The 23,319-nt window shown below is 53.2% G+C and carries 25 protein-coding genes; 18 read left to right on the forward strand and 7 right to left on the reverse strand.

Annotated features, from left to right (window positions below):
• The first annotated feature begins 48 nt into the window (after window positions 1-48).
• From FCS97_RS10240 to ftsB, 6 genes are all read left to right on the forward strand, one after another.
• Entirely contained in the window at window positions 49-753 is a 705-nt protein-coding gene (locus FCS97_RS10240) for a CoA transferase subunit A (RefSeq protein WP_138518338.1), read from the forward strand.
• Between the two features lie 12 nt (window positions 754-765).
• Window positions 766-1,410, forward strand: coding sequence for a 3-oxoacid CoA-transferase subunit B (locus FCS97_RS10245; RefSeq protein WP_138518339.1), 645 nt, complete (start codon window positions 766-768; stop codon window positions 1,408-1,410).
• A gap of 111 nt (window positions 1,411-1,521) precedes the next feature.
• Window positions 1,522-3,168 carry a CTP synthase gene (locus tag FCS97_RS10250; RefSeq protein WP_138518340.1) on the forward strand — a complete coding sequence of 549 codons (1,647 nt, stop codon included), beginning with the start codon at window positions 1,522-1,524 and terminating at the stop codon, window positions 3,166-3,168.
• Between the two features lie 25 nt (window positions 3,169-3,193).
• Entirely contained in the window at window positions 3,194-4,051 is an 858-nt protein-coding gene (gene kdsA / locus FCS97_RS10255; RefSeq protein WP_138518341.1) for a 3-deoxy-8-phosphooctulonate synthase, read from the forward strand.
• Window positions 4,052-4,098: 47 nt separating this feature from the next.
• Window positions 4,099-5,382: a phosphopyruvate hydratase gene (gene eno, locus FCS97_RS10260; RefSeq protein ID WP_138518342.1), complete on the forward strand. Its 1,284-nt coding sequence runs from the start codon at window positions 4,099-4,101 to the stop codon at window positions 5,380-5,382.
• Between the two features lie 46 nt (window positions 5,383-5,428).
• Window positions 5,429-5,758 carry a cell division protein FtsB gene (gene ftsB / locus FCS97_RS10265; RefSeq protein WP_138518343.1) on the forward strand — a complete coding sequence of 110 codons (330 nt, stop codon included), beginning with the start codon at window positions 5,429-5,431 and terminating at the stop codon, window positions 5,756-5,758.
• Here ftsB and hslO read toward each other — a convergent pair.
• Window positions 5,755-6,702, reverse strand: coding sequence for an Hsp33 family molecular chaperone HslO (gene hslO / locus FCS97_RS10270; RefSeq protein ID WP_138518344.1), 948 nt, complete (start codon window positions 6,700-6,702; stop codon window positions 5,755-5,757). The genes ftsB and hslO overlap by 4 nt on opposite strands.
• A gap of 3 nt (window positions 6,703-6,705) precedes the next feature.
• Window positions 6,706-7,230 carry a gamma carbonic anhydrase family protein gene (locus FCS97_RS10275; protein ID WP_138518345.1) on the reverse strand — a complete coding sequence of 175 codons (525 nt, stop codon included), beginning with the start codon at window positions 7,228-7,230 and terminating at the stop codon, window positions 6,706-6,708.
• Between the two features lie 79 nt (window positions 7,231-7,309).
• Here FCS97_RS10275 and FCS97_RS10280 point away from each other — a divergent pair, with 79 nt between their 5' ends.
• From FCS97_RS10280 to FCS97_RS10320, 9 genes are read left to right on the forward strand one after another with little or no spacing between them, the layout of a single operon-like run.
• Complete coding sequence (locus FCS97_RS10280) at window positions 7,310-8,119, forward strand: ferritin-like domain-containing protein (protein ID WP_138518346.1); 810 nt, start codon at window positions 7,310-7,312, stop codon at window positions 8,117-8,119.
• Between the two features lie 15 nt (window positions 8,120-8,134).
• Window positions 8,135-9,034 (forward strand): 3',5'-nucleoside bisphosphate phosphatase, encoded by a 900-nt coding sequence (locus FCS97_RS10285; protein WP_171035266.1) that lies wholly within the window; start codon window positions 8,135-8,137, stop codon window positions 9,032-9,034.
• An 11-nt stretch (window positions 9,035-9,045) separates the two neighbouring features.
• Window positions 9,046-9,702 (forward strand): L-threonylcarbamoyladenylate synthase, encoded by a 657-nt coding sequence (locus FCS97_RS10290; RefSeq protein WP_138518347.1) that lies wholly within the window; start codon window positions 9,046-9,048, stop codon window positions 9,700-9,702.
• Complete coding sequence (locus FCS97_RS10295; protein ID WP_138518348.1) at window positions 9,702-10,358, forward strand: site-2 protease family protein; 657 nt, start codon at window positions 9,702-9,704, stop codon at window positions 10,356-10,358. Before FCS97_RS10290 ends, FCS97_RS10295 begins: the two co-directional genes overlap by 1 nt.
• 6 nt (window positions 10,359-10,364) lie before the next feature.
• The gene (trpS, locus tag FCS97_RS10300; protein ID WP_138518349.1) at window positions 10,365-11,402 is read left to right on the forward strand and encodes a tryptophan--tRNA ligase; all 1,038 of its coding nucleotides are present in this window, start codon (window positions 10,365-10,367) and stop codon (window positions 11,400-11,402) included.
• A gap of 1 nt (window position 11,403) precedes the next feature.
• Window positions 11,404-11,991 carry a class I SAM-dependent methyltransferase gene (locus tag FCS97_RS10305; protein WP_138518350.1) on the forward strand — a complete coding sequence of 196 codons (588 nt, stop codon included), beginning with the start codon at window positions 11,404-11,406 and terminating at the stop codon, window positions 11,989-11,991.
• A complete protein-coding gene (gene dapA, locus FCS97_RS10310; protein ID WP_138518351.1) occupies window positions 11,992-12,870 on the forward strand; it encodes a 4-hydroxy-tetrahydrodipicolinate synthase in 879 nt (292 codons plus the stop codon).
• A 24-nt stretch (window positions 12,871-12,894) separates the two neighbouring features.
• Entirely contained in the window at window positions 12,895-14,052 is a 1,158-nt protein-coding gene (bamC, locus tag FCS97_RS10315) for an outer membrane protein assembly factor BamC (protein WP_138518352.1), read from the forward strand.
• A 5-nt stretch (window positions 14,053-14,057) separates the two neighbouring features.
• A complete protein-coding gene (locus tag FCS97_RS10320; RefSeq protein WP_171035268.1) occupies window positions 14,058-14,876 on the forward strand; it encodes an MBL fold metallo-hydrolase in 819 nt (272 codons plus the stop codon).
• A 63-nt stretch (window positions 14,877-14,939) separates the two neighbouring features.
• Here FCS97_RS10320 and FCS97_RS10325 read toward each other — a convergent pair whose 3' ends face one another.
• The gene (locus tag FCS97_RS10325; RefSeq protein ID WP_138518354.1) at window positions 14,940-15,164 is read right to left on the reverse strand and encodes a hypothetical protein; all 225 of its coding nucleotides are present in this window, start codon (window positions 15,162-15,164) and stop codon (window positions 14,940-14,942) included.
• A gap of 238 nt (window positions 15,165-15,402) precedes the next feature.
• Window positions 15,403-16,554 (reverse strand): cupin domain-containing protein, encoded by a 1,152-nt coding sequence (locus tag FCS97_RS10330; protein ID WP_138518355.1) that lies wholly within the window; start codon window positions 16,552-16,554, stop codon window positions 15,403-15,405.
• A 100-nt stretch (window positions 16,555-16,654) separates the two neighbouring features.
• Between FCS97_RS10330 and FCS97_RS10335 the strand changes: the two genes are divergently transcribed.
• Entirely contained in the window at window positions 16,655-17,203 is a 549-nt protein-coding gene (locus FCS97_RS10335; RefSeq protein WP_138518356.1) for an FKBP-type peptidyl-prolyl cis-trans isomerase, read from the forward strand.
• 9 nt (window positions 17,204-17,212) lie between these two features.
• Here the strand turns inward: FCS97_RS10335 and FCS97_RS10340 are convergent, their stop codons facing one another.
• From FCS97_RS10340 to FCS97_RS10350, 3 genes are all read right to left on the reverse strand, one after another.
• Entirely contained in the window at window positions 17,213-18,220 is a 1,008-nt protein-coding gene (locus FCS97_RS10340) for a metallophosphoesterase family protein (RefSeq protein WP_138518357.1), read from the reverse strand.
• Window positions 18,217-20,781: a DNA mismatch repair protein MutS gene (mutS, locus tag FCS97_RS10345; RefSeq protein WP_138518613.1), complete on the reverse strand. Its 2,565-nt coding sequence runs from the start codon at window positions 20,779-20,781 to the stop codon at window positions 18,217-18,219. The genes FCS97_RS10340 and mutS overlap by 4 nt, the downstream gene beginning before the upstream one ends.
• A gap of 79 nt (window positions 20,782-20,860) precedes the next feature.
• Entirely contained in the window at window positions 20,861-21,628 is a 768-nt protein-coding gene (locus FCS97_RS10350; RefSeq protein ID WP_171035269.1) for an inositol monophosphatase family protein, read from the reverse strand.
• A 43-nt stretch (window positions 21,629-21,671) separates the two neighbouring features.
• Here FCS97_RS10350 and FCS97_RS10355 point away from each other — a divergent pair, with 43 nt between their 5' ends.
• Entirely contained in the window at window positions 21,672-22,481 is an 810-nt protein-coding gene (locus FCS97_RS10355) for an RNA methyltransferase (RefSeq protein WP_138518359.1), read from the forward strand.
• A gap of 70 nt (window positions 22,482-22,551) precedes the next feature.
• Complete coding sequence (cysE, locus tag FCS97_RS10360) at window positions 22,552-23,319, forward strand: serine O-acetyltransferase (protein WP_171035270.1); 768 nt, start codon at window positions 22,552-22,554, stop codon at window positions 23,317-23,319.

Genomic DNA, 23,319 nt, shown 5'->3' on the forward strand with positions numbered 1-23,319 from the left:
CGTTAAACTATCGGCACAAATTCAAAAGCATGAGGAACAAGAATGGGGATGAACAAAGTATCAGCCAGTGCCACAGAGGCTTTGGCAGACAAGATCAAGGACGGGATGACACTGGCCGTGGGCGGTTTTGGCCTGTGCGGTATTCCAGAGGCTTTGATTGAAGCAGTTCGCGCATCAGGTGCAAAAGACCTCACCGTGATTTCGAACAACGCGGGTGTGGATGGCTTCGGCTTGGGCCGCTTGCTGGAAACCCGCCAGGTTCGCAAGATGATTTCGTCTTATGTGGGTGAGAACAAGGAATTCGAGCGGCAGTACCTCAGTGGCGAGCTTGAACTTGAATTCACACCACAGGGCACTTTGGCCGAAAAGCTGCGTGCAGGTGGTGCCGGCATTCCCGCATTCTTTACCAAGACTGGCTTTGGAACCGTGATCGCCGAAGGCAAGGAAACACGGGTGATCGATGGCGAGAATTATGTGCTGGAGCGCAGCCTGAAAGCCGACATTTCACTGGTGAAAGCGTGGAAAGCCGATACTTCAGGCAACCTGATTTACCGCTTGACCGCGCGCAACTTCAACCCCGAATGCGCGGCGGCCTCGAAATTCACTGTGGTGGAAGTAGAAGAGATTGTGGAAGTGGGTGTGCTTGATCCCAACTTCATTCATACCCCAGGTATTTATGTGCAGCGTGTGGTGTTGAACGCCAATCCTGAAAAGCGGATTGAGAAACGTACTTTGGCGACCCCGGCACAATAAGGAGAACAAAAAATGGCTTGGAATCACGATGAAATGGCAGCACGCGCAGCGCGTGAGTTGCAAGACGGTTTTTATGTGAATTTGGGCATTGGTTTGCCCACACTGGTGAGTAATCACATTCCTGAGGGCATGGATGTGATGCTGCAAAGTGAGAATGGTTTGTTGGGCATTGGACCATTTCCCACCGAGGAGCAGGTGGATGCCGATTTGATCAATGCGGGCAAGCAAACCGTGACCACTCTGGATGGGTCAGCTTTTTTCTCAAGTTCAGAGTCGTTCGCGATGATCCGTGGTGGGCATATCAATTTGGCCATTTTGGGTGCCATGCAGGTGAGCCAGGGTGGCGACTTGGCCAACTGGATGATTCCTGGCAAGCTGGTGAAAGGCATGGGCGGTGCCATGGATTTGGTGGCTGGTGTGTCTCGTGTAATCGTGCTGATGGAGCATGTGGCGCGCAAGAAAGACGGCACAACGGACTTGAAAATTCTGCCGGAATGCACCTTGCCGTTGACTGGTAAGGCGGTGGTGAATCGCATTATCACCGACTTGGCGGTCATGGATGTCACCCCGCAAGGACTCCAGGTGCTGGAAATTGCACCGGGTGTGTCTAGAGAAGAACTCCAAGAAAAAACCGGGTGTGAACTGAAGTTTAATTAAGATCACTGGCATAGACCAAGCGCGCTCAGGTTATAATTCTGCTTTCAAACAGCGCACAATTCGCCCAATTGTGCGCCCTACTGAGCGCCGAACAGAGCGCCGCCTGGCACTATGACCAAATATGTATTCGTTACCGGCGGGGTTGTCTCGTCCCTTGGCAAAGGTATTGCCGCAGCATCTTTGGCCGCGATTCTCGAAAGTCGTGGTTTGAAAGTCACCATGCTCAAACTGGACCCGTACATTAACGTGGACCCAGGTACCATGAGCCCATTCCAACACGGTGAAGTGTTCGTGACCGAAGACGGCGCGGAGACAGACCTTGATTTGGGCCACTACGAGCGTTTCATCTCCACCAAGATGAAAAAGTCGAACAACTTCACCACAGGTCAAATTTATGAATCCGTGTTGCGCAAAGAGCGTCGCGGTGAATATCTTGGCAAAACGGTTCAGGTCATTCCGCACATCACCAATGAAATTCAGGCTTTCATTGAGAAAGGCGCGCGCGCGGCCTGGGGTGGTGAAACCGATGTGGCCATTGTAGAAATTGGCGGCACGGTGGGTGACATCGAGTCGCTGCCATTCCTTGAAGCCGTGCGTCAAATGAGCTTGCGCTTGGGGCGCAACAGTGCCTGTTTTGTGCACCTCACATTGGTGCCATTCATTGCTTCTGCTGGTGAATTGAAAACCAAGCCGACCCAGCACAGTGTGCAAAAGCTGCGTGAAATTGGTATTTATCCCGATGCCTTGTTGTGCCGCGCTGATCGCCGTATTCCCGATGATGAACGCGCCAAAATTTCCATGTTCTCGAACGTGCAACTGGAAGCGGTTATCTCGGTTTGGGATGCCGATACCATTTACAAAATTCCAGCCATGCTGGAAGCCCAGAAGCTCGATGACATTGTGCTTGAGAAATTGAACATTGAAGCGCCTCGTGCCGATTTGTCCAAGTGGGCCGAGATTGTGTACGCTCAGGAAAATCCTGAGCAAAACATCACCATTGGCATGGTCGGCAAGTACGTCGATTTGACCGAGTCGTATAAATCCCTGATCGAAGCCCTGAATCATGCTGGTTTGCACACGCGAACCAAGGTGAACATCAATTACATCGATTCGGAAGAAATTGAAGCACATGGCACTGAAAGCCTGAAAAAACTGGATGCCATTCTGGTGCCCGGTGGTTTTGGCAAACGTGGCACAGAGGGCAAAATCAAGGCCATTCAATATGCCCGTGAAAACAAGGTGCCTTACCTGGGCATTTGTTTGGGCATGCAGCTGGCTGTAATCGAATTTGCGCGCCATTGCGCAGATTTGCCCAAGGCCAACTCGACCGAATTTGACAGCTTGGCTGATACACCGGTAGTGGCTTTGATCACTGAGTGGAAAGACAGCACAGGCAAGCTGGAGTTGCGAAGTGACCAAAGCGATTTGGGTGGCACCATGCGTCTTGGCTCGCAGCGCTGCCCGATCAAGCCAGGCACTTTGGCTGAATCCATTTATGGTCCCGAAGTGAATGAGCGCCATCGTCACCGTTATGAGGTGAACAACAATTACGTGCCGCAGCTTGAAGAGGCTGGCCTGCGCATATCGGCTCGTACGCCCACCGAAAACTTGCCTGAAATTATGGAATTGCCAGACCATCCTTGGTTTTTCGGTGTGCAGTTTCACCCCGAATTCACCAGCACCCCACGGGACAGCCACCCCTTGTTTTTGGCGTATGTGAAGGCCGGTTTGGCCCACAAATTGGCCAAAGCGTTATAAGCTGAACCCAACAGGAGGACACCTCATGAAACTATGCAATTTTGAAGTGGGTTTGGATAAGCCTTTTTTCCTGATCGCGGGCCCGTGTGTCATTGAAAGTGAACAAATGGCCATGGACACGGCTGGTCAGCTCAAGGAAATCTGCGAGTCGCTGGGCGTTCCGTTCATCTACAAAAGCTCGTACGACAAAGCCAATCGCAGTTCAGGCAAAAGCTTCCGTGGCTTGGGTATGGACAAAGGGCTGGATATTCTGGCCAACGTCAAGAAAACCTTGAACGTCAATATTCTGACCGACGTGCATGCAATTGAAGAAATTGCGACTGTGGCCAGCGTGGTTGATGTGTTGCAAACCCCCGCGTTTTTGTGTCGCCAAACCGATTTCATTGAAGCGGTGGCCACGTGTGGCAAGCCCGTGAATATCAAGAAAGGGCAGTTTCTGGCCCCCGGCGACATGGTCAATGTGGTGGACAAGGCGCGCGCGGCTGCCATTGAGGCAGGCGGCGACGGCAAGAACATCATGGTGTGCGAGCGCGGTGTCAGTTTTGGTTACAACAACCTGGTTTCAGACATGCGAAGCCTTGCCATTATGCGCAACACTGGTTGCCCGGTGGTGTTTGATGCCACGCACAGTGTGCAACTGCCCGGAGGGCAGGGCACAGCCAGTGGTGGTCAGCGTGAATTCGTGCCTGTGTTGGCCCGTGCTGCCGTGGCAGTGGGCGTGGCTGGTTTGTTCATGGAAAGTCATCCTGATCCCGCCAAAGCAATGTCGGATGGACCCAACGCCTGGCCTTTGCCCCGCATGAAGGCTTTGTTGGCCACTTTGCAGGAACTGGACCGTTTGGTGAAGTCCGGCCCGTTGGCCGAAACAGACCTGATGAAATAAACAGGCCAAGTATTCAAAACAGAATTTAATCCATCCAAGAGGAAACTATGAGCGCAATTGTTGACGTGATTGGTCGTGAGGTTATTGATTCTCGCGGCAATCCCACCGTGGAATGTGATGTGTTGCTGGAAAGTGGTGCAATGGGCCGTGCGGCCGTGCCCTCTGGCGCGTCTACAGGTACCCGTGAAGCGGTTGAACTGCGCGACGGTGACAAATCCCGTTATTTGGGCAAAGGCGTATTGCGCGCGGTTGAAAACATCAACACCGAGATTTCCGAAGCAATTTTGGGTCTGGATGCGCAAGAGCAGGTGTTTCTGGATCAAAACCTGATCGATTTGGACGGCACTGAAAACAAGAGCCGTTTGGGCGCCAATGCCACCTTGGCGGTGTCCATGGCGGTGGCCCGTGCGGCAGCCGAAGAAACCGGCTTGCCTTTGTACCGTTACTTCGGCGGTATGGGTGGCATGAGCCTGCCAGTGCCCATGATGAACGTGATCAACGGCGGCGCGCATGCCAACAACAACCTCGATTTGCAAGAGTTCATGATTTTGCCGGTGGGTGCACCTTCTTTCCGTGAAGCAATTCGCTACGGTGCTGAAGTGTTCCATGCGCTGAAAAAGATTATTCATGACAAGGGCATGTCGACTGCTGTGGGCGATGAAGGTGGTTTTGCGCCTTCTGTGGCCAATCACGAAGCTGCCATTCAAATGATTATTCAGGCGATTGAAACTGCTGGTTTCGAACCTGGCTCCCAGATTGCCTTGGGCCTGGATTGCGCCGCATCCGAATTCTACAAAGGTGGCAAGTACAAGCTGGCCGGCGAGGGCATGGAGCTGAGCTCACAGGAATTCGCACACCTGCTGGAAAGCTGGTGCAACAAGTACCCGATTATTTCGATTGAAGACGGCATGGCCGAGGATGACTGGGACGGTTGGGCTTACCTGTCAAAAACCCTGGGCCGCAAGGTGCAGTTGGTGGGTGATGACCTGTTTGTAACTAACACGAAGATTTTGGCAGAAGGCATTGAGAAGAAAATTGCCAACTCCATTCTGATCAAGATTAATCAAATTGGCACATTGACCGAAACATTCGCTGCCATCGAGATGGCCAAGCGTGCACGTTACACCGCAGTTATTTCTCACCGTTCAGGCGAAACTGAAGACAGTACCATTGCTGACATTGCTGTGGGCACGAACGCCATGCAGATCAAGACTGGTTCCATGAGTCGTTCAGACCGCATTGCGAAGTACAACCAGTTGTTGCGTATTGAAGAAGATTTGGGTGACATTGCTTACTACCCAGGCCGTTCAGCCTTCTACAACCTGGATTAATCGGTATTAATCGAAGGTGGCCCCGCAGTGCGGGGCCTTCTTGTATATGAACCCCAGGCTGATTTCACTTGTCCTTTTTGCCTTGCTGATTTTGCTTCAATACCCACTGTGGTTTGGCAAAGGCGGGATGCTGCGCGTCAGCGACCTTGAGGATCAGCTTGAACAGCAAAAGCAGGTGAACGAGGCGCTGCGTTTGCGCAATCAACAACTTGAGGGCGATGTACGCAGTTTGAGCGAAGGCGTTGAGGCGATCGAAGAGCGCGCCAGAAATGACTTTGGCATGATCAAGAAAGACGAGGTATTCATTCAGTTGATTGAGCCGCGTAGCCAGCCCGCCACCACACCACCGGGTGCAGGGGCGGAGCCTTCAAATTAGTGCAAGGTTGGTGGCTGACTAGTCGATGAACCTTCGTTGTCAGCACCTTCGGTAAACAGTGCATTGCACTCGGCTCGAGTGAATGAGTAATTCGCATTGCAGAAATCACATTGAATTTCCACTGTCGGGTTTTCTGACAAAGCATCGTCCAGTTCGGCCTGCCCCAAGGTCACCAGCATTTTTCCCACTTTGTCGCGCGAGCACGTGCATTCAAAGTGCGCTTGGCGTTCGGCCAATCCATCCGGATCTTCTTCCCAAAAAAGACGCTTGGCCAATTCATCGGTTTCGGTGGTCAAATGCTCTTCGGTTTGCAGCGTATTGATCAAGGCCTTCAAGCGGTCCCAGCCATCGGCATCGAATTCTTTGCTTGACACTACACCGCCGTGCTGAGGCATTTGCTGAAGCATGACACCAGCTGCGGTGGTTGCATCGGAATTCAGAATAAGGCGGGTTTCCAGCTGTTCGCTGCTGTGCATGTAGGCTTCAAGCGAATCGGCCACTGTGGTGCCTGCAAGCGGCACAATGCCTTGGTAGGGGGCCTGGCCAGGCAGGCGGTTTCGAGGATCGAGAATAATGGCGCAAATACCCTTGCCTGTGGCGTTGACCAGGTCTTTGAAGTTGGCATTTTCTGGAATTTCGGCCCCTTCAGCCAGTTTCACCGTGGCACGCAAACCCAGGCGGCTGTTGCATTCCGCGACCAGCAATCGAATGGGGCCATCGCCCTGAATTTGAATGATCAGGGAGCCTTCAAACTTCAACGAGGCAGACAACATGGTACTGGCCGCAACCAGTTCACCCAGCACTCTTTGCACAGGAGCCGGGTAGTTGTTGTTGGACACCACGCGTTGCCAGGCGTCTGTCAGGTGTACCAAGTGCGCGCGGCAGCTGGATTGATCAAATATCAGGGTGCGTAGTGTGTCGGTCATGCGTACAAATTTGGGCAAAAATTAATCGTCGATTCGTTCAAGTGTTTCTTTGAACAGTTTGGCTTTTTGCACGTAGAAAGCAGCGCCAATCAGGCGGGCCACTTCATCGTCGTTCAAGGTTCGGATTACTTTTCCGGGCGACCCCACCACCAGCGAGCGGTCAGGAATTTCCTTGCCCTCGGTGATCAGGGCGCCGGCGCCGATGATACAGTTTTTTCCGATCTTTGCGCCGTTCAGAACCACAGAACGAATGCCAATCAAGCTGCCTTCGCCCACCGTACAACCGTGCAAGCAGGCCTGATGTCCTACGGTTACATTTTTGCCCACCACCATCGGGTAGCCGATGTCGGTGTGCAATACCGCACCTTCCTGCACATTGCTGCCTTCCATGATGTGGATCAGTTCGTTGTCGCCACGAATGGCCGCGAAATCCCAAACCGAGGTGTTTTCATCAAGCTGTACTTTGCCAATGATGCTGGCCATTTCAGCCACATAGGCGCTGGCGTGCACGGTGGGGGCTTCGCCGTTGATTTTGTACTTGGCCACAATTGTCTCCTGTGTCGGGGTGTTGCCAGGGTGTCTTTGCCTTAAAATAACATGCATCGAACCCTTGTGCAGTGTGGTTATGGGCAGTGAACTGGAACAAACTTTAAGACATGCCGCTTTGCAGGCTTTGGTGTGTAAAAACGCCGTGGAAAAGGTGCGTCTGGTTTTGGCGATTGATGAAAGCCTGCCAATTGGCAGTGAAGCGGAGTTTTCGCCGGGTGTGGGTCGTCCAGACAAGCCGGAATTGGTTCACCCTGCACGGGTGCCCACACGCAAAGTCAGCCAGCCGGTGGGGCGGGGCATGTTGCTGCACTCACTGGCGCACATTGAGTTCAATGCAATCAATTTGGCGCTCGACCTTCTGGTTCGGTTTTCCTCCATGCCTGATCAGTTTTATCTGGATTGGTTGAAGGTGGCCAAGGAGGAGGCCTACCACCACACCTTGCTGTGCGACCGATTGGCTGCCTATGGTTTGACTTATGGCGACTACCCTGCGCATGACGGCTTGTGGCAAATGGCCGAAAAAACCAAACACAGCCTTTTGGCCCGGCTTGCCTTGGTGCCGCGGCTTCTGGAAGCGCGCGGGTTGGATGTATCGCCCGCCATACGCGAGAAATTGGCTGCAGCTGGCGACTCCGAGAGTGCCGAAGTGCTGGACATTATTTTGCGTGATGAAATTGGGCATGTGGCCATTGGCAACCGCTGGTTCAATGAAGTGTGTAACAATGAATTGCGCGATCCCATTGAAGCGTTCGAGCATTGCTTGCGAGAGTACACCGCTCCCCAGCCTCGTTCACCTTTCAATTTCAAGGCTCGTGCCCAAGCCGGTTTTTCTGAAGAAGAATTGGCCTGGTTGATGCAAGTTGAATTGGAGCAATCGGCCCAATAAGCGGATTGCAAAGGTATGAGTACAGCAGCACCACTTTTAGCAAACAAACTGGACTGGAACGACCCGCACTTGATCAATGCAGATTTGCATTGCCATTCCACTGTGTCGGACGGCACCCTGGCGCCTGAGGAGCTTGCCGCGCGTGCAGCCGCCAATGGCGTGCAAATTTGGTCTTTGACCGACCACGACGAAGTGGGTGGTTTGGCCCGTGCAGCCAAGGCGGCTGCCGAGCACAATATGATTTTCATCCCCGGTGTTGAAATTTCGGTGACCTGGTCTGCAGTAACCCTGCACATTGTGGGTTTGAATGTTGACTACGAGAATTCACCGCTTGAAAAGGGTTTGGCCAGTGTGCGCCACGGGCGAACCGAGCGGGCCATGGAAATGTCGCGACAGCTGGAAAAGGTGGGTATTGAGGGTGTGTACGAAGGTGCGCTGAAGTATGTGGGCAACCCCAACCTGATCAGCCGAACTCACTTTGCCCGCTGTTTGGTCGAGCGCAAGGTGTGTACCGATATTCGTGAAGTGTTCGAACGTTTCCTGACCCCTGGCAAGCCGGGTTATGTGCCCCATGAATGGGCCAGTTTGAAGCAGGCAGTGGACTGGATTCTGGATTCAAACGGTTTGCCGGTGATTGCACACCCGGGTCGCTACGATTTGAACCCCATGCAGATGGATGAACTGGTTGAGCAGTTTGTGAAAATGGGTGGTGTTGGAATTGAGGTGGTTACAGGAAGCCACACCACGGACCAGTACGCCACCTATGCGCGCAAATCGGTTCGATCCGGGCTGAAGGCTTCGCGTGGATCGGATTTTCACGGTCCCACTGAATCCAGGGTTAATTTGGGTGAATTGCCCCGGCTGCCCGATGGTTGCGTGCCAATCTGGGATAATTGGGGCAAGTTGTTCAGCTAACAGGATCCCCATTGGCGCAGTTATTCAACGTACATCCTCAAAATCCGCAATCGCGTTTGTGCAAGCAGGCCGCTGACCTGATCAATTCTGGAGGCATTGCCGCCATTCCCACAGACAGTTGCTATGCGCTTGTTTGTCACCTGGATGATAAAAACGCAGTAGAGCGTTTGCGCAGGCTGAAAGGGATTTCCGAGAAGCAGCACTTGGCCTTGCTGTGCAAGGACTTGAGTGAACTGGGCAGCTACGCCAAGGTGAACAATGTTCAATACCGTTTGTTGAAATCGGTTTTTCCCGGGCCTTACACCTTCATTCTTGAAGCCACAAAGGAAGTACCCAAGCGGGTTTCGCACCCATCCAAGAAATCCATTGGTTTGCGTGTGCCGGCCCATGCCGTGGTGCAAGGTTTGCTCGAACACATTGAAGGTGCCTTGATTGCCACAACGCTGCAGTTGCCTGGCATGGAAGAGCCAGCACGCAGCGGTTGGGAGGCCCAAGAGGCTGTGGGCAATGATGTGGATTTGATTGTGGACGACGGCGAGTACTGCGGTGCATTTCCCACCACAGTGATTGACTGGACCGCCGAAGAACCCGTGGTTGTGCGCATTGGTGCAGGGCCATTGACCGGCTCACTTGAACCAGTGAACGTTGAAGAACAGGAAGAGCTGTGATGGATGCAAGCATTATTCAAACCATTGCGGTGTACGCCTTGCCGGTGTTGTTTGCAATTACCCTGCATGAGGCAGCGCACGGTTATGTGGCGCGCATGTACGGAGACAACACGGCGATGTACGCAGGCAGAATCACCTTGAACCCGATCAAGCACATAGACCCAGTGGGAACGATACTGGTGCCAATCGCAATTTTGGTTTCGTCAAGCCTGATGGGGGTTGGCGCCTTTTTGTTTGGCTGGGCCAAGCCTGTGCCCGTGAATTTTGGTAACTTGCGCGACCCGAAAAAAGACATTCGTTTTGTTGCCTTTGCCGGGCCTGGTGCCAATTTCGTCATGGCTTTGATGTGGGCGCTTAGCCTGAAGTTGCAAATTGTCACCGGATTGAACGAGCCCTTTTTCGCCGAGATGGCCAAGGCAGGCATTGTGGTGAACCTGGTGTTGGCTGCCTTGAACCTTCTGCCGATTTTGCCGCTGGATGGCGGTCGAATTCTGTTCAGCTTCCTGCCAAGTTCTGCAGCCTACAGTTTCAGCCGCACCGAGCCCTATGGCATGATCGTGCTCATTGCACTCCTGATGTTGGGTATCTTGCCCATATTCATTCAGCCCATTGTTAGCGCCGGGTTGAGCGTGCTAACCCTTTTGTTTAATTTCTAAGTCACCATGTTTGCTGAACGCGTATTGTCGGGCATGCGCCCAACCGGTTTGTTACACCTTGGCCATTACCACGGTGTGTTGAAAAACTGGGTGAAACTTCAAGACGAGTTTCCCTGCCTGTTTTTTGTCGCCGATTGGCATGCGCTGACCACGCACTACGAAACCCCCGAAGTGATCAAGGAAAACGTGTGGGACATGGTGGTTGACTGGTTGGCTGCCGGGGTTGATCCCGAGAAGGCCACTCTGTTTGTTCAGTCCAAAGTGCCCGAGCATGCCGAACTGCATTTGCTGCTCTCGATGAACACGCCATTGAGCTGGCTTGAACGCGTGCCCACTTACAAAGACCAGCAGGAAAAGCTCAGCGACAAAGACCTGGCCACCTACGGCTTTTTGGGCTACCCATTGCTGCAATCGGCCGACATTCTCATCTACCGCGCAACACAAGTGCCCGTGGGTGAAGACCAGGTGCCGCACATTGAGCTGACTCGAGAAATTGCGCGGCGTTTCAACCACTTTTACAGCAAGGAAAAGTTGCTGGATGCAAAGGGTGCCGAAATTGGTCGCAAGCCGATTTTGCTGGAACCCAAGGCCTTGTTGACCGAAGCCAGCAAAATGCCGGGTCTTGATGGCATGAAAATGTCCAAGAGCTACCAGAACACCTTGGCCTTGCGCGAAACACCCGAGAATATTTCCCAGAAAGTGCGAAAAATGCCCACAGACCCGGCCAGAGTGCGCCGCACCGACCCGGGCGATCCTGCCAAGTGCCCGGTGTGGCAGTTGCACGAAGTGTATTCTGACGCCAGCACCAAGCAGTGGGTGCAAGAAGGTTGCAAATCGGCCGGCATTGGTTGTATTCAGTGTAAAGAACCAGTTATTCAAGCGGTGACTGACGAGTTGGCGCCCATGCGCGAACGCGCAGCGATGTACACCGAGAACCCGACGCTGGTGCGCAAAATAATCAGTGAGGGTTGTGAGCGCGCGCGTGCCATGGCCAACGACACCATGCAGGATGTGCGCAAGCACATGGGTCTGGATTATTCCTGAAATGAGTGAACCTCACGCTAACCCTGCCATGGCACCTTCGCCATGGGTGCGCCTTTGCCTGGGAAGTCTTCTTGAATCGGGCTTGGTCAAGCCTGGTGCAAGAGCACTCGACCTTGCCTGTGGCGGTGGACGACATGCGTTGTATTTGGCCAGTCTGGGCTACATGGTGCATGCGGTCGATAAACATTTGCCCGATACCGATTGGCCCGCGAATGTGGATTTTGAGGTGATGGACCTGGAGCAGGTCGACTGGCCCCTGGCTGGGCAGCTATATGACTTGATCGTGGTGACCAACTACCTGCATCGCCCCCATTTTGAGAACCTTTTGGGTAACTTGAAGTCTGAAAATGCAGTGCTGGTTTACGAAACCTTTATGGACGGGAATGCGCAATTCGGTTCGCCACGCAGCCCACAGTTTTTGCTGCAGCCGGGCGAGTTGCTTTCCCGCATGTCTGCATTGAATATTCTGCGATTTGAACAAGGGCTGCGAAGCGTTCCAAGCCCTGCAATGATTCAACGGGCCATGGGCATTACAGGCGCTTGGTCTGAGATACAATCTGGAACAATAACACTCACTCAAAGGGACTAAATGATCACTGGCAGCATTGTCGCGATTGTTTCGCCGATGTTTGAAGACGGGTCGCTGGACTATGACAGCTACCGTCAGCTCATTGATTGGCATATTGAACAAGGCACCGACTCGATTGTGGCGGTAGGAACCACTGGCGAATCGCCCACTGTGGATGTGGAAGAGCACGGGGAATTGATCCGTGTGGCGGTTGAGCAAGCTGCTGGACGCATACCAATTATTGCGGGTACTGGTGGCAATTCAACCACCGAGGCCATCGAACTGACCGAGTTTGCGCGCAAGGTGGGTGCTGCTGCCAGCTTGCAGGTGGTACCGTACTACAACAAACCAACCCAGGAAGGCATTTACCTGCACATGCGCAAGGTGGCCGAAGCTGTTGATTTGCCGGTAATTTTGTACAACGTGCCCGGCCGCACGGTGGCCGACATGGCACATTCCACGGTGGTTCGCTTAAGCCAGGTGGATAACATCGTAGGTATCAAGGAGGCCACTGGCAATCTTGAACGTGGTGCCTGGTTGATTCGCGACACCGCGCCCGATTTCGCCGTGTACAGTGGAGACGACCCCACAGCAGTTAATTTGATGCTGATGGGCGGGAAAGGCAATATTTCGGTGACAGCCAACGTTGCCCCGAAGTTGATGCACGAGCTTTGTGCAGCGGCCATTGCAGGCGACGCGAAAACTGCACATGCCTTGAATTTGAGTTTGCTGGATTTGCACCAGGCCATGTTTGTACAGGCCAATCCAATTCCCGTGAAGTATGCATTGAGCAAAATGGGCAAAATGGCACCCGGCGTTCGTTTGCCTTTGACCCGACTGGAATCCAATTTTCACCAAACCGTGGACGCCGCCCTGCGTGCGCACCGGTTGATCGACTAAAGACGACTTAAGGCTGTGAAACACATGGAATTGAACAAGATGACCCCTTTCAAGCTGTTGCTGATTGCTGCGGCAGTATCCACTGCTGCAGGCTGTGCCTCCTACAAAGAGGCCGTGGAAGGACAGAAAACAGCATACCGCACCGCTGAAAAGCGTGAGCAGGGGCTTGAAGTGCCCCCCGACTTGACTGCGCAGTCGGCCGATGAGCAATTCCTGATTCCAGGCGAGTCAGGTTCCGGTTCCGTGTCTGCCTCGTCGTTCTACAGCGGAGGCGGTACTCGCCCAGCGGGTGCACGGGCTCAAGCGCAAGCCGAGCCTGTTTTGGTGTCTTCTGATGACGTGAAAATAAAACGCGTGGGCAACCTGCGTTCTCTGGAAGTGAAAATGCCTCCGGAGCAACTGTGGCCCAAGCTTCGCGAATTCTGGAAAGACACTGGGTTCGAGTTGGCTGTAGATGATCCCAAAATTGGTTTGATGGAAACCAACTGGGCTGAAAACCGGGCAAACATTCCCTTGGATGGAATTCGCAAGGTTATCGGTACCGTGTTTGATGGTTTGTATTCCAGCAACACCCGCGACCGTTACCGTACCCGGGTGGAGCCCATTGACGGTGGTGTTGAAATTTTCGTGACCCACCGTGGCATGGAAGAAAACTACACCGATCAGGCTCAATCCAACCTGGTGTGGATGAATCGCCCCTCTGATCCCGAACTTGAAGCCGAAATGCTGAATCGCCTGATGGCGAAGCTGACAGGTGATGAGCAGGCTGCTGCTGCGGCTGGTCGTCCCGCCACCCAAGAGTTGATTTCAGTTCAGAAGAAACCGGATGGAACGTCGATCCTCTTGGCCGAAGATTTCCCGCTGGCCTGGCGCCGTGTGGGTTTCGGGCTTGATCGAGCTGGCTTTATCGTCGAAGACCGTGACCGCTCCAACGGCGTGTACTACGTGAAGTACACTCCCGATTCGGCCTCGGCTGAAGGCGAAAAGAAAGGTTTCTTCGGAAAAATTTTTGGTGGTGCCTCGGACGACAAGTCACTGAAGGCTGATCAACGTTTCCAGGTGGTGGTTGCGCCTGAGGGCAACAAATCAACCTCGGTGAAGTTTACTTCCGAGCGTGGTGCGGCTGTTGATGCGGCAATTTCCGAAGAGGCTGCGACGAAGCTGGCCGGCAAACTTCGGTAATTGGTGTGCGTTTTGCAAGTTTGGGCAGTGGCAGTGAAGGCAATAGTTGGCTGTTCGAATGCAGGCTGACTGAAAGGCCGACGCGCTTGATGGTGGATTGCGGTTTTGCTGTCAAGGAAACTGTGGGTCGCCTGGAGCGGGTCGGGCTTACCCCCGACGATGTGGATGCCATTGTGGTTACGCATGAGCACGGCGATCACATTGGTGGGGTTTTCAAGTTCAGTCGCAAATTTGGCACGCCCGTGTATCTGACGCACGGCACCTGGCGTGCAGCATTGCGATCAAAATTAAGCGACCAAGATTACTTGGAGTCGGGGCGGGTGGTGCTGATTGACAGCCATTCAACGTTCCAAGTGAAGAATCTCACCCTGCATCCCTTTCCTGTGCCCCATGACGCAGCCGAGCCCATTCAAATGTTGATTGAGTCGGGGTCAGGGTTTGTTACGGGCATTCTCACTGATTGTGGAAGTGCCACACCGCACCTGATCAGCATGTTGAACAGGGCTCATGCCCTGATTCTGGAATCCAACCACTGCCCTGAGATGTTGTCCAATTCGCCTTATCCGCCTAGCTTGAAAAAGCGGGTAGGAGGGGATTATGGTCACCTCAGCAACCAGGTGGCTTGCGATATTCTGCGAAAGCTTGATTCTGGAAATCTGCAGTTCGTGGTGGCCGCACATTTAAGCCAAACTACAAATTGTCCCAAGGTGGTTCAGCAAATGTGGGCTGAGGTTCTAACCCCACGTGGAATTGCATTTGACATTGCCTGCCAAGAGGCAGGCTTTGGCTGGACCAGCCTTGATTCAAGGCAAGTGGCAGCATAAAAAAAGCCCCAAATTTTTATTTGGGGCTTTTTACTTTCAATCGCTTTTACAAGCGAATTGAATTTACTTCTTTTCTTCTTCAGCTGGAGCTGCTGCTGGCTCAGTAGCGGCTGGCTCAGTTGCTGCTGGCTCAGTTGCTGCTGGTTCTGTAGCCATTGGCTCAGCAGCGGCAGGAGCTTGCTCAGTTACTGCAGGCGCTGCTGGTTCAACAGGCGCTGCTTCTTCTTTCTTGCCACAAGCGGCCAATGCTACTGCAAACAAAGATGCGATCAAAATTGAGTTTTTCATGTTTATTCCTTTTGGGGTCACGAACTAGACGCCGATTCAAGCGTCTTTTTTAGAGCAAATAGGCTCACAAGAGAACCCAGAATCACCCATTTTCCTGCTGGGTGTTCAAGCACTCAAGCGGAAAACTCTGCAAATTCTAACGAATAGCCTGTCAAATTCAAGTCATTGTTTCGACCTTATTTTCGAAGCAAAATTCTATTGACTTTGCCGAGTCGTTTCAAATTCTAAATGAAATTAATCATATTAGGGTTTCTACCCAACCGGCTTTTGCAAAACCAATCAAAAAATACTGGAATTCAGGATTTTTTAAAGCCTCTGCAGCGTCGATTGGCTCCATTTCACGCTGGTTTGCGAGCATTTGCAGCTGTTTAACGGTGTGGGCATCGGTGGGGTTGACAGCGTCGCCGTTGATGTAGAAAACCCCACCCTTGAACAACATTTTAGTTTTCATGCTTAATGCAATGCCGCGCTCGCCAAGTACACTAATTATTTCCGGTGTTTCTTGGTCCTCGGTGTTGTTTACAAAATACACATGTGGCTTGGGTTCTGTGAGCAAAATCCCCATGCTGCGCTGGATTTGGGGCGATTGCGCTGAAAATTGCTGAATCAGATCGCGACCGAAATTCAGCAAATCGTCAGGAATTTCTGCAGGGTTTTTCTGTAACCCTCGGGCGGGGTCAGAAAACAGTGTTTGGGTCATGGTGGGATCCTGATCAATTTGATCAGCCATGTCGCGCAAGATGCCGCTGAGAACCTCTGCCTGCGTGGGTGCCCTGAAGCCGATGCTGAGGGTTGAGCAGGTGCCTTCAGCAATGCCATCGTGCCCATAGTTCGGGGGCAGGTAAAGCATGTCACCCGGCTCGAGTACAAACTCTTCTGTCGGCTCAAAGTTTTTGAGAATCTTCAGTGGCACGCCTTCCTCGAGTTCCTTGTCTGGAAGTGGTCCAATCTTCCAGCGTCGTTTGCCGTGCATTTGAAGCAAAAAGACATCGTAGGAGTCATAGTGCGGGCCCACGCCACCACCATCGCTGGCCAGGCTCAACATCACGTCGTCAAGGCGCGCATCGGGAATAAACCGGAACAGTTGTAGCAGGTCATAGGCCTCGGGCAGGTGGTGATCAATGCCTTGAATCAGCACAGTCCAAGCTTTTTTCTTCATCGATGGCAGCTCGTCGAACGGGCCATGCTCAAGCGTCCAGCCTGTTTTGCTGTGTTGGATCAGTCGGCTTTCAATGTCTTCATCCGACGCCATCTCGGCGATGGTGTCCAGATCGCACAGTGGTTCAAAACCTGGAAATGCCTGGCGAAACAAGTATGGTTTGAGATGCCAGTGCTCGGTCATGAACTTCTGTACAGAAAGCTCGGCGATGTGGGTGAGGGGTTTGATCATCTGAGGGGGCTTTATTTGGGTGATTTATCGATTACGGGTATCATAGGCCACCTTAAAAGACTGCCCACTGTTCGGGCGCTGATTTCTGGAGTTAAGTACGATGATTGTTGAGCACGGCACGGTGGTTACCCTTGATTTTGAGCTGCGTGATGCGCAGGGTGAACTGATTCAGGAACACGGTGGCGAGCCGATCATTTACCTGCAGGGCAGCGAGAATGAAGTGTTTCCGAAGTTGCAAGAGGCGGTCGAAGGCAAGGTTATTGGCGATGAAGTGTTTGTTCAACTTGAGCCTGAGGATGCATTTGGTGACTTCGACCCAGAGCTGATGCGGGTTGAAGACATTGAAATGTTTGGCGAAGAACTTGAAATTGGCATGCAACTGGAAGAAGTGCCTGTTGATGACGAGAACGAGCCAGATGAGCAGGCCACAGAGGAAAACACGGGTTTTGGCCGGGTTTGGACAGTGACCGACATTGCCGAAGGCAAAGTGGTGCTGGATGGTAACCACCCGTTCGCCGGCATGGCATTGCGCTATCACTTGAAGGTGCTGGACATTCGTGCAGCCAACGAAGAAGAGAAAGCGCAAGGCGCTGCTGCACAGTCGTTGTTCAGTGTTGCGCCCAATCCGGGTGCGGGCAAACTGAATTAATTATCAAATTCAGTTTTGTGCGGTGGGGCTTGGCAGCGAGATGCTGCGGGCCTCAAAAGGCTGTGCACTGCCTGGCGTGATCTTCACCTGTACCCAGGCATTCATGAATGGGTGCCCCCAGCCCTCGACCCGATAGAACAATGCGTCTGTCTCGGGTGTTCCCCCAAATCGTTCAAGACTGGGTTTGTCCCATTTGAACCGGTGGGTGTCGCCATGGGCCAGCAGTACTGGTCGCCCAGTGGCCTTGATGTACTTCACCAGCCTGATCATAAAGCTGGTATAGCCATTCTTCGCAGGGTTGGTACTTGCACCACCTGAGCCGTCAATTGGATTGCCCTGAATGGCAATCACGGTTTCTGTGGGGCGTGTGTCAGGATTGTTGAACAGTGCCTCAGCTTCGCCAAGCCAGGCATTCATCGCTTGATCACGCGCTTTGAGCAATTGCTCCGCTTTTTTTGAAGTGGTTTTTCTGGATTTGGGGTTGAGCAAGTCGTTGTTGCTACCGGGAATATTCAAACTCACAAAGAGCGTGCTGCCTTGTGTCCACATCAAATGCTCGGGGTAGGGGTGGCTGCTTTGTTGCCTGACCTTGAAATTTGTTTTGCCCAGTGAATTGGGCTGTGAGAATGCTTGCTGGCGCAAAAAATTCAGGCGTTCCTGGGTGTTGAAATTTCCATTGGACGGCCTGTGGCAGTCGGTCCACTCATTGTCACCAGGCACATACACCAATGGTTTCTCGCTACGCTGCAATTGAGCAATGCGACGTGTGATCAATTCGTTGTTGCATGGTTCATTGCCACCCTTGATGTCACCAACATGCAAAATCCAGTGAATGTCGGTTTCTTGCGCAAGGTATTGAATCAGGCTGTCAGTGGCTGGCTCGAAAAAGTCGTTGTAAGGTTGATCACCGATGAGTGCAAAGCTGAAAGTATTTTGGTGCTCATTGGCTTGCGCCGCGGCAATCCATGTGGCCAGGGCGACCGCACAGGCTTTGATGGCTGCGCGGCGCAAGTTCATGTCTGTAAACCTTTCAACTGAAAGATCAACTGCAGTGCTTCTCGGGGGCTGAGTTCATCGGGGTCAATCTCGTTGAGTTTTTCGAGAATCAGGTTCACATGCTGTGCGTTGGCTGGTGCTTCTGTGTCTGTTTCGGCTGGCGGGTCGAACAGGTCTACCTGGGCGGTCATGGCCCGCTTTTCAGCTTCAAGCTGATCTAGGCGCTTTTGTGCATTTTTCACAACCAGGGCTGGCAAGCCGGCCAACTTGGCCACTTGCAGGCCATAACTCTGGCTTGCAGGGCCTGCCTCAATGCGGTGCAAAAACACCAGCTTGCCTTGGTGCTCGGTGGCTGACAAGTGAACATTAAATATGCTGTCCAATTCATGGCCCAGCCCTGTGATTTCAAAATAGTGTGTGGCAAACAGCGTTAAACACTTGTTGGTGTTGGCCAATCGTTTTGCAATTTCCCAGGCCAGGGACAAACCGTCGAATGTCGAGGTGCCGCGTCCGATTTCGTCCATGATCACGAGGCTTTGCGGCGTGGCCTGGCGAACAATGGTGGCGGCTTCAGTCATTTCAACCATGAAGGTGGAGCGGCCACCTGCCAGGTCATCGGATGCGCCAATGCGCGTAAAAATTCGGTCGAGTACACCAACTTGCGCACTGGCTGCCGGCACAAAACTGCCCATGTGAGCCAGAAGCGCGATGAGTGCGGTTTGGCGCATGTAGGTGCTTTTGCCGCCCATGTTGGGGCCAGTGATCAATGCCATGTGTTTGCCGGGGTGCAAGGCGCAATCATTCGGTGTGAATTGCTCCACTTGCACTTCCAGCACTGGGTGGCGGCCTTGCTGAATATTCAGCAGGGCGTGAGGCAACATGTGTGGTCGTACCCAGTTGGCTTCAAAAGCCACGATCGCCAATGCGGCCAAGGCATCGAGTTCAGACAACTCCCGCGCGCAGCGCTGCAAAAACGGGGTGAACTGACCAAGCCACGTCATCAGGTTTTCATAAATGACTTTTTCTAGGTTCAGGGCCTTGTCTTTGGCCGACAGCGCTTTTTCCTCAAAGGCTTTCAGTTCTTCGGTAATGTAGCGCTCGGCATTTTTCATGGTTTGCCGGCGAATGTAATGCGCGGGCACCTTTTCGGCCTGCGCGCTGCTCACTTCGATGTAAAACCCGTGCACCCGGTTGAATTCAACCTTCAGGTTGGCAATGCCTGTGGCTTCGCGCTCCTGTTTTTCAAGCTCAATCAAAAACTGCCCGCTGCCTGTTTGAATGTTGCGTAATTCGTCCAGCTCGACGTGATAGCCGTCGGCAATTACACCACCGTCACGAATCAGCACAGGCGGATTTTCAGCCAGTGCCTGCATCAATTCAGCCAGCAGTTCGGGTGGGGCCTGAAGGGCCAGCAAGGCAGAGTTGAATTCGCTGTCGCCAAAGCGGCTGATTAATTCAGCCACTTGGGGCAGGGCTTGCAGGCTTTCCCGCAGCGCCAGCAAGTCGCGGGGCTTGGCAGTTTGCATCGCCACGCGGCTGCTGATGCGTTCAATGTCGGCCATTGCCCGCAATGTTTTAACCAGGTTGAAGCAGGCAGGTTCTGGCGCCTGGCCCAAAGTAGAAAGCAGATGCTGTATTTTGTTTTGCCGCGCTTCAATGCAGGCAATGCTGCGAAGGGGCTCTAGCAACCATTGGCGCAAGCGCCTTGCACCCATGCCGCTGCCTGTGCGGTTGAGGCGTGAAAACAGGGTGGGGGCGGGCTCGCCCCTCAATGTTTCAGTCAGTTCCAGATTGCGACGTGCCGCCTCATCCAGCACCAGAAAGTCTTGCTCGTGCTCTACTTGGATGTCGGACACGTGTTTGAAGGTGTCGATGCTGAGGTGAGTTTCCTTGGCATATTGCAACGCCGCGCCCATGGCTGGAATGGCCAACCGGGCTTTGTGCAGCTCGAGGCTTTCAAGGTTGCTTGCCTGCAACACGGTTTGCAAATGGGTTTGGGCAAAACCGGCATCGAAGTGCCAGGCCGGGCGCTCAATACAGGCTGGAATTTGGCTTTGCTGTGCCCATGTGCGGTTATTCACCAGCACCTCGGCGGCATTGAAACGGCTGATGTGCGCTGCCAGTGCCCCTGCATCACATTCCAGCAGGCGTATTGAACCTGCCGACAGTGCAAGACAGGCTACGCCCCAGTATTTGCCGTCCTCGGAGAACAAGCTGAGCAGTGTTTTGTTTTCCTGGTCGGGCAACAGCGTGGATTCGGTGAGTGTGCCGGGTGTAACCACTCGCGCCACTTTGCGTTCCATGGGGCCTTTGGTCAGGCCTGGTGTGCCCACCTGTTCGCAAATGGCCACTGAGTGACCCAGTGCCACCAATTTGGCGAGGTATTGGTCGGCTGCATGAAATGGCACGCCCGCCATGGGGATGGGTTGCCCTGCAGATTGACCGCGATGGGTCAGGGTGATTCTTAACAGCTGTGCAGCCAGTTGGGCATCGTCGAAAAACAGCTCGTAAAAATCGCCCATGCGATAAAACAGCAGCTTGTCGGGGTATTCGGCTTTCAGCGTGAGGTACTGCTGCATCATCGGCGTGTGGCTTTCAAACGCCTGTGATGCAGTCTGGTTGTTTGTACTCGCTTGTTTGCTCAACTGGGTCTCTGTTGGTTTATTTGAAGCTCAGCAGGTATTGAAGGGCTTTGGGGTTTCCGGCCACGGCGTCGCCGCTTGCCATGAATGTGTCATTGCCTTGGGGGTCGGTGATCAAGCCGCCTGCTTCAGAAACCAGCAACACGCCTGTTGCCAAATCCCAGGGCTTCAGGCCAAAACACATGTAGCCATCCAGGCGACCGCAAGCCACATAGGCCAGGTCGAGAACGGCTGAACCTGATTTGCGAATACCCGCGGTGCTCTCGGTCAGGGCCAGCATTTTGCGTTTCACGCCGAGTGAGCCCTCATTCTGACCACTGGGGAATGCAAAACCGACCAAAAATTCATTGGGTTTGCTGCGCTTGGAAACCCGGATACGGCGGTTGTTCAAAAATGCACCTTCGCCCTTGGATGCGGTAAACAGGTCGTTGGTGGCCGGGTTATACACAACCGCCTGTTGTACATTGCCATTGACGCGGAGTGCAATTGAAATGGCGTAGTGCGGGTAGCCGTGAATGAAGTTGGCAGTGCCGTCGATAGGATCGATGACCCACTCGTACTCGGATTTGCCGGAGGCGCCACTTTCCTCGGCTAGAATGGCGTGATCGGGAAAAGCCTGCTTCAGTACATCGATGATGGCGCTTTCGGCAGCCTGGTCAGTTTCGGTGACGAAGTCATTGGGCCCTTTAACTCCGATTTTTACCTGATCGAGGTCAAGCTCCGCTCGGTTGATGATTTTTCCCGCAGCGCGAGCGGCTTTCACCGCCACGTTCAACATCGGATGCATGGCCTTTCCTTTCAATTTGAATACGTTTAACCCGACATTATAAATGACCGCAGCCATTTCCCTCGAATCCATTTCAATAGTTCTCGTAAAAACAAGCCATCCAGGCAATGTTGGGTCGGTGGCGCGTGCCATGAAAACCATGGGTTTGAGTGATTTGCGATTGGTGGAACCCAAAACCAAAGAAATTTGCAGTGCTGAAGAGGCGATTTCACTGGCCAGCGGTGCGAGCGATGTGCTTGAACAGGCCCGTGTTTACGACTCCTTGCCCGATGCCTTGGCTGATCGAAGCGTGGCATTTGCTTTGTCTGCACGTTTGCGCGATTTGGGCCCAAGTTTGCAAAGCCCGCAGGAGGCAGCAAAAGAGGCTTTGTGTTTGACGGAAAGCGGCATCGGTGCAGCTTTTGTGTTTGGTGCCGAGCGCACGGGTTTAAGCAACGATGAACTGCTGGTGTGCAATCGGCAGGTGACGATTGCCGCCAACCCGGTTTACAGCTCGCTGAACTTGTCACAAGCCGTGCAAATTGTGGCCTATGCCTTGCGCACGGAATGGGCGACTGGTGAATTGGCCGTGGCTGCCGAAGGCTCCCTAGCTGACAGTGTGAGGCAGGGTGGCAAGCTGGCCACTGTGAAGGCGGTGGCGGATTTACAGGCCCATTGGCTGCAAGCCATGGAGGCGGTTGATTTTATCAATCCCGACAAGCCGAAAAAGGTGGTGCAGCGTTTGGCCAGAATGTTGGCCAAAACGCCTTTGGAGCAAGAAGAAGTGGACATGCTTCGAGGCTTTTTTTCTGATGTGATACGGGTGGTGGACAATCGCCTTTATCCGCATGAATTTGAGCGCAAGAAGCCTTGATACAGCCGTGATACACTGCGGCGACCAGCGTTTGACGCATCAATAACAATTGATTCAGGGTTTTCCGCGCATGTGGATTCGACTACAAGAAGACATTGACACGATTTTGAGAAAAGACCCGGCAGCCCGAGGGCGTCTGGAGGTTTTTCTGTGCTATCCCGGTTTGCATGCCCTGATTTGGCATCGCCTTGCCCATAGGGCATGGTCGCTTGGCTTGACCACTCTGGCGCGTTTCCTGTCGCATTTGGGCCGTTTTTTCACTGGCATTGAAATTCATCCTGGTGCCAGCATTGGCCGGCGTGTGTTTATTGATCATGGCATGGGCGTGGTAATTGGCGAAACCGCAGAAATTCATGACGATGTCACCATTTACCAGGGCGTTACCTTGGGTGGCACTTCACTGGCCAAGGGCAAGCGCCACCCCACGCTTGAAAAAGGCGTGGTGGTGGGCGCAGGTGCGCAGGTTTTGGGACCTTTTACAGTGGGCGAGGGTGCCAAAATTGGGTCGAATGCAGTGGTGACCAAACCAGTGCCCGCAGGTGCGACGGCGGTGGGCAACCCCGCACGCATGATTCTGAAAGCCGAAGAACGCGCACCGGGTGAAGAATTGACTGGGGCCGCCAAAACCAAGGAAGAGTTTTCGGCCTATGGTGTTTCCAAGAATGGCGATGATCCGTTGATCAAAGCCATGCATGGTTTGATTGATCAAGCGATTGCGCAGCAGCAGCGAATTGAACAGCTTGAACAACAGTTGAGCAAGGGGAAAGCGCAGCCTGATGCCGGCGACTCTGTGGATTGTGAGGAATTGAAAGCCCTGAACAAACTGGTGGACAACTAA

Source organism: Limnobacter alexandrii (assembly GCF_005871185.1).
Lineage (GTDB): Bacteria > Pseudomonadota > Gammaproteobacteria > Burkholderiales > Burkholderiaceae_B > Limnobacter > Limnobacter alexandrii.

What these genes read in the sequence shown, in the direction of transcription:
- FCS97_RS10340 (WP_138518357.1), bottom strand. Translation starts at nt 18,220, where the DNA reads ATGAACTTGCGCCGCGCAGCCATCAAAGCCTGTGCGGTCGCCCTGGCC.
- mutS (WP_138518613.1), bottom strand. Translation starts at nt 20,781, where the DNA reads ATGATGCAGCAGTACCTCACGCTGAAAGCCGAATACCCCGACAAGCTG.
- ftsB (WP_138518343.1), top strand. Translation starts at nt 5,429, where the DNA reads ATGAACCCCAGGCTGATTTCACTTGTCCTTTTTGCCTTGCTGATTTTG.
- trpS (WP_138518349.1), top strand. Translation starts at nt 10,365, where the DNA reads ATGTTTGCTGAACGCGTATTGTCGGGCATGCGCCCAACCGGTTTGTTA.
- dapA (WP_138518351.1), top strand. Translation starts at nt 11,992, where the DNA reads ATGATCACTGGCAGCATTGTCGCGATTGTTTCGCCGATGTTTGAAGAC.
- FCS97_RS10325 (WP_138518354.1), bottom strand. Translation starts at nt 15,164, where the DNA reads ATGAAAAACTCAATTTTGATCGCATCTTTGTTTGCAGTAGCATTGGCC.
- FCS97_RS10355 (WP_138518359.1), top strand. Translation starts at nt 21,672, where the DNA reads ATGACCGCAGCCATTTCCCTCGAATCCATTTCAATAGTTCTCGTAAAA.
- FCS97_RS10240 (WP_138518338.1), top strand. Translation starts at nt 49, where the DNA reads ATGAACAAAGTATCAGCCAGTGCCACAGAGGCTTTGGCAGACAAGATC.
- FCS97_RS10305 (WP_138518350.1), top strand. Translation starts at nt 11,404, where the DNA reads ATGAGTGAACCTCACGCTAACCCTGCCATGGCACCTTCGCCATGGGTG.
- FCS97_RS10350 (WP_171035269.1), bottom strand. Translation starts at nt 21,628, where the DNA reads ATGCATCCGATGTTGAACGTGGCGGTGAAAGCCGCTCGCGCTGCGGGA.
- FCS97_RS10245 (WP_138518339.1), top strand. Translation starts at nt 766, where the DNA reads ATGGCTTGGAATCACGATGAAATGGCAGCACGCGCAGCGCGTGAGTTG.
- FCS97_RS10330 (WP_138518355.1), bottom strand. Translation starts at nt 16,554, where the DNA reads ATGATCAAACCCCTCACCCACATCGCCGAGCTTTCTGTACAGAAGTTC.
- FCS97_RS10335 (WP_138518356.1), top strand. Translation starts at nt 16,655, where the DNA reads ATGATTGTTGAGCACGGCACGGTGGTTACCCTTGATTTTGAGCTGCGT.
- FCS97_RS10285 (WP_171035266.1), top strand. Translation starts at nt 8,135, where the DNA reads ATGAGTACAGCAGCACCACTTTTAGCAAACAAACTGGACTGGAACGAC.
- FCS97_RS10280 (WP_138518346.1), top strand. Translation starts at nt 7,310, where the DNA reads ATGGGCAGTGAACTGGAACAAACTTTAAGACATGCCGCTTTGCAGGCT.
- cysE (WP_171035270.1), top strand. Translation starts at nt 22,552, where the DNA reads ATGTGGATTCGACTACAAGAAGACATTGACACGATTTTGAGAAAAGAC.
- bamC (WP_138518352.1), top strand. Translation starts at nt 12,895, where the DNA reads ATGGAATTGAACAAGATGACCCCTTTCAAGCTGTTGCTGATTGCTGCG.
- FCS97_RS10295 (WP_138518348.1), top strand. Translation starts at nt 9,702, where the DNA reads ATGGATGCAAGCATTATTCAAACCATTGCGGTGTACGCCTTGCCGGTG.
- eno (WP_138518342.1), top strand. Translation starts at nt 4,099, where the DNA reads ATGAGCGCAATTGTTGACGTGATTGGTCGTGAGGTTATTGATTCTCGC.
- FCS97_RS10250 (WP_138518340.1), top strand. Translation starts at nt 1,522, where the DNA reads ATGACCAAATATGTATTCGTTACCGGCGGGGTTGTCTCGTCCCTTGGC.
- kdsA (WP_138518341.1), top strand. Translation starts at nt 3,194, where the DNA reads ATGAAACTATGCAATTTTGAAGTGGGTTTGGATAAGCCTTTTTTCCTG.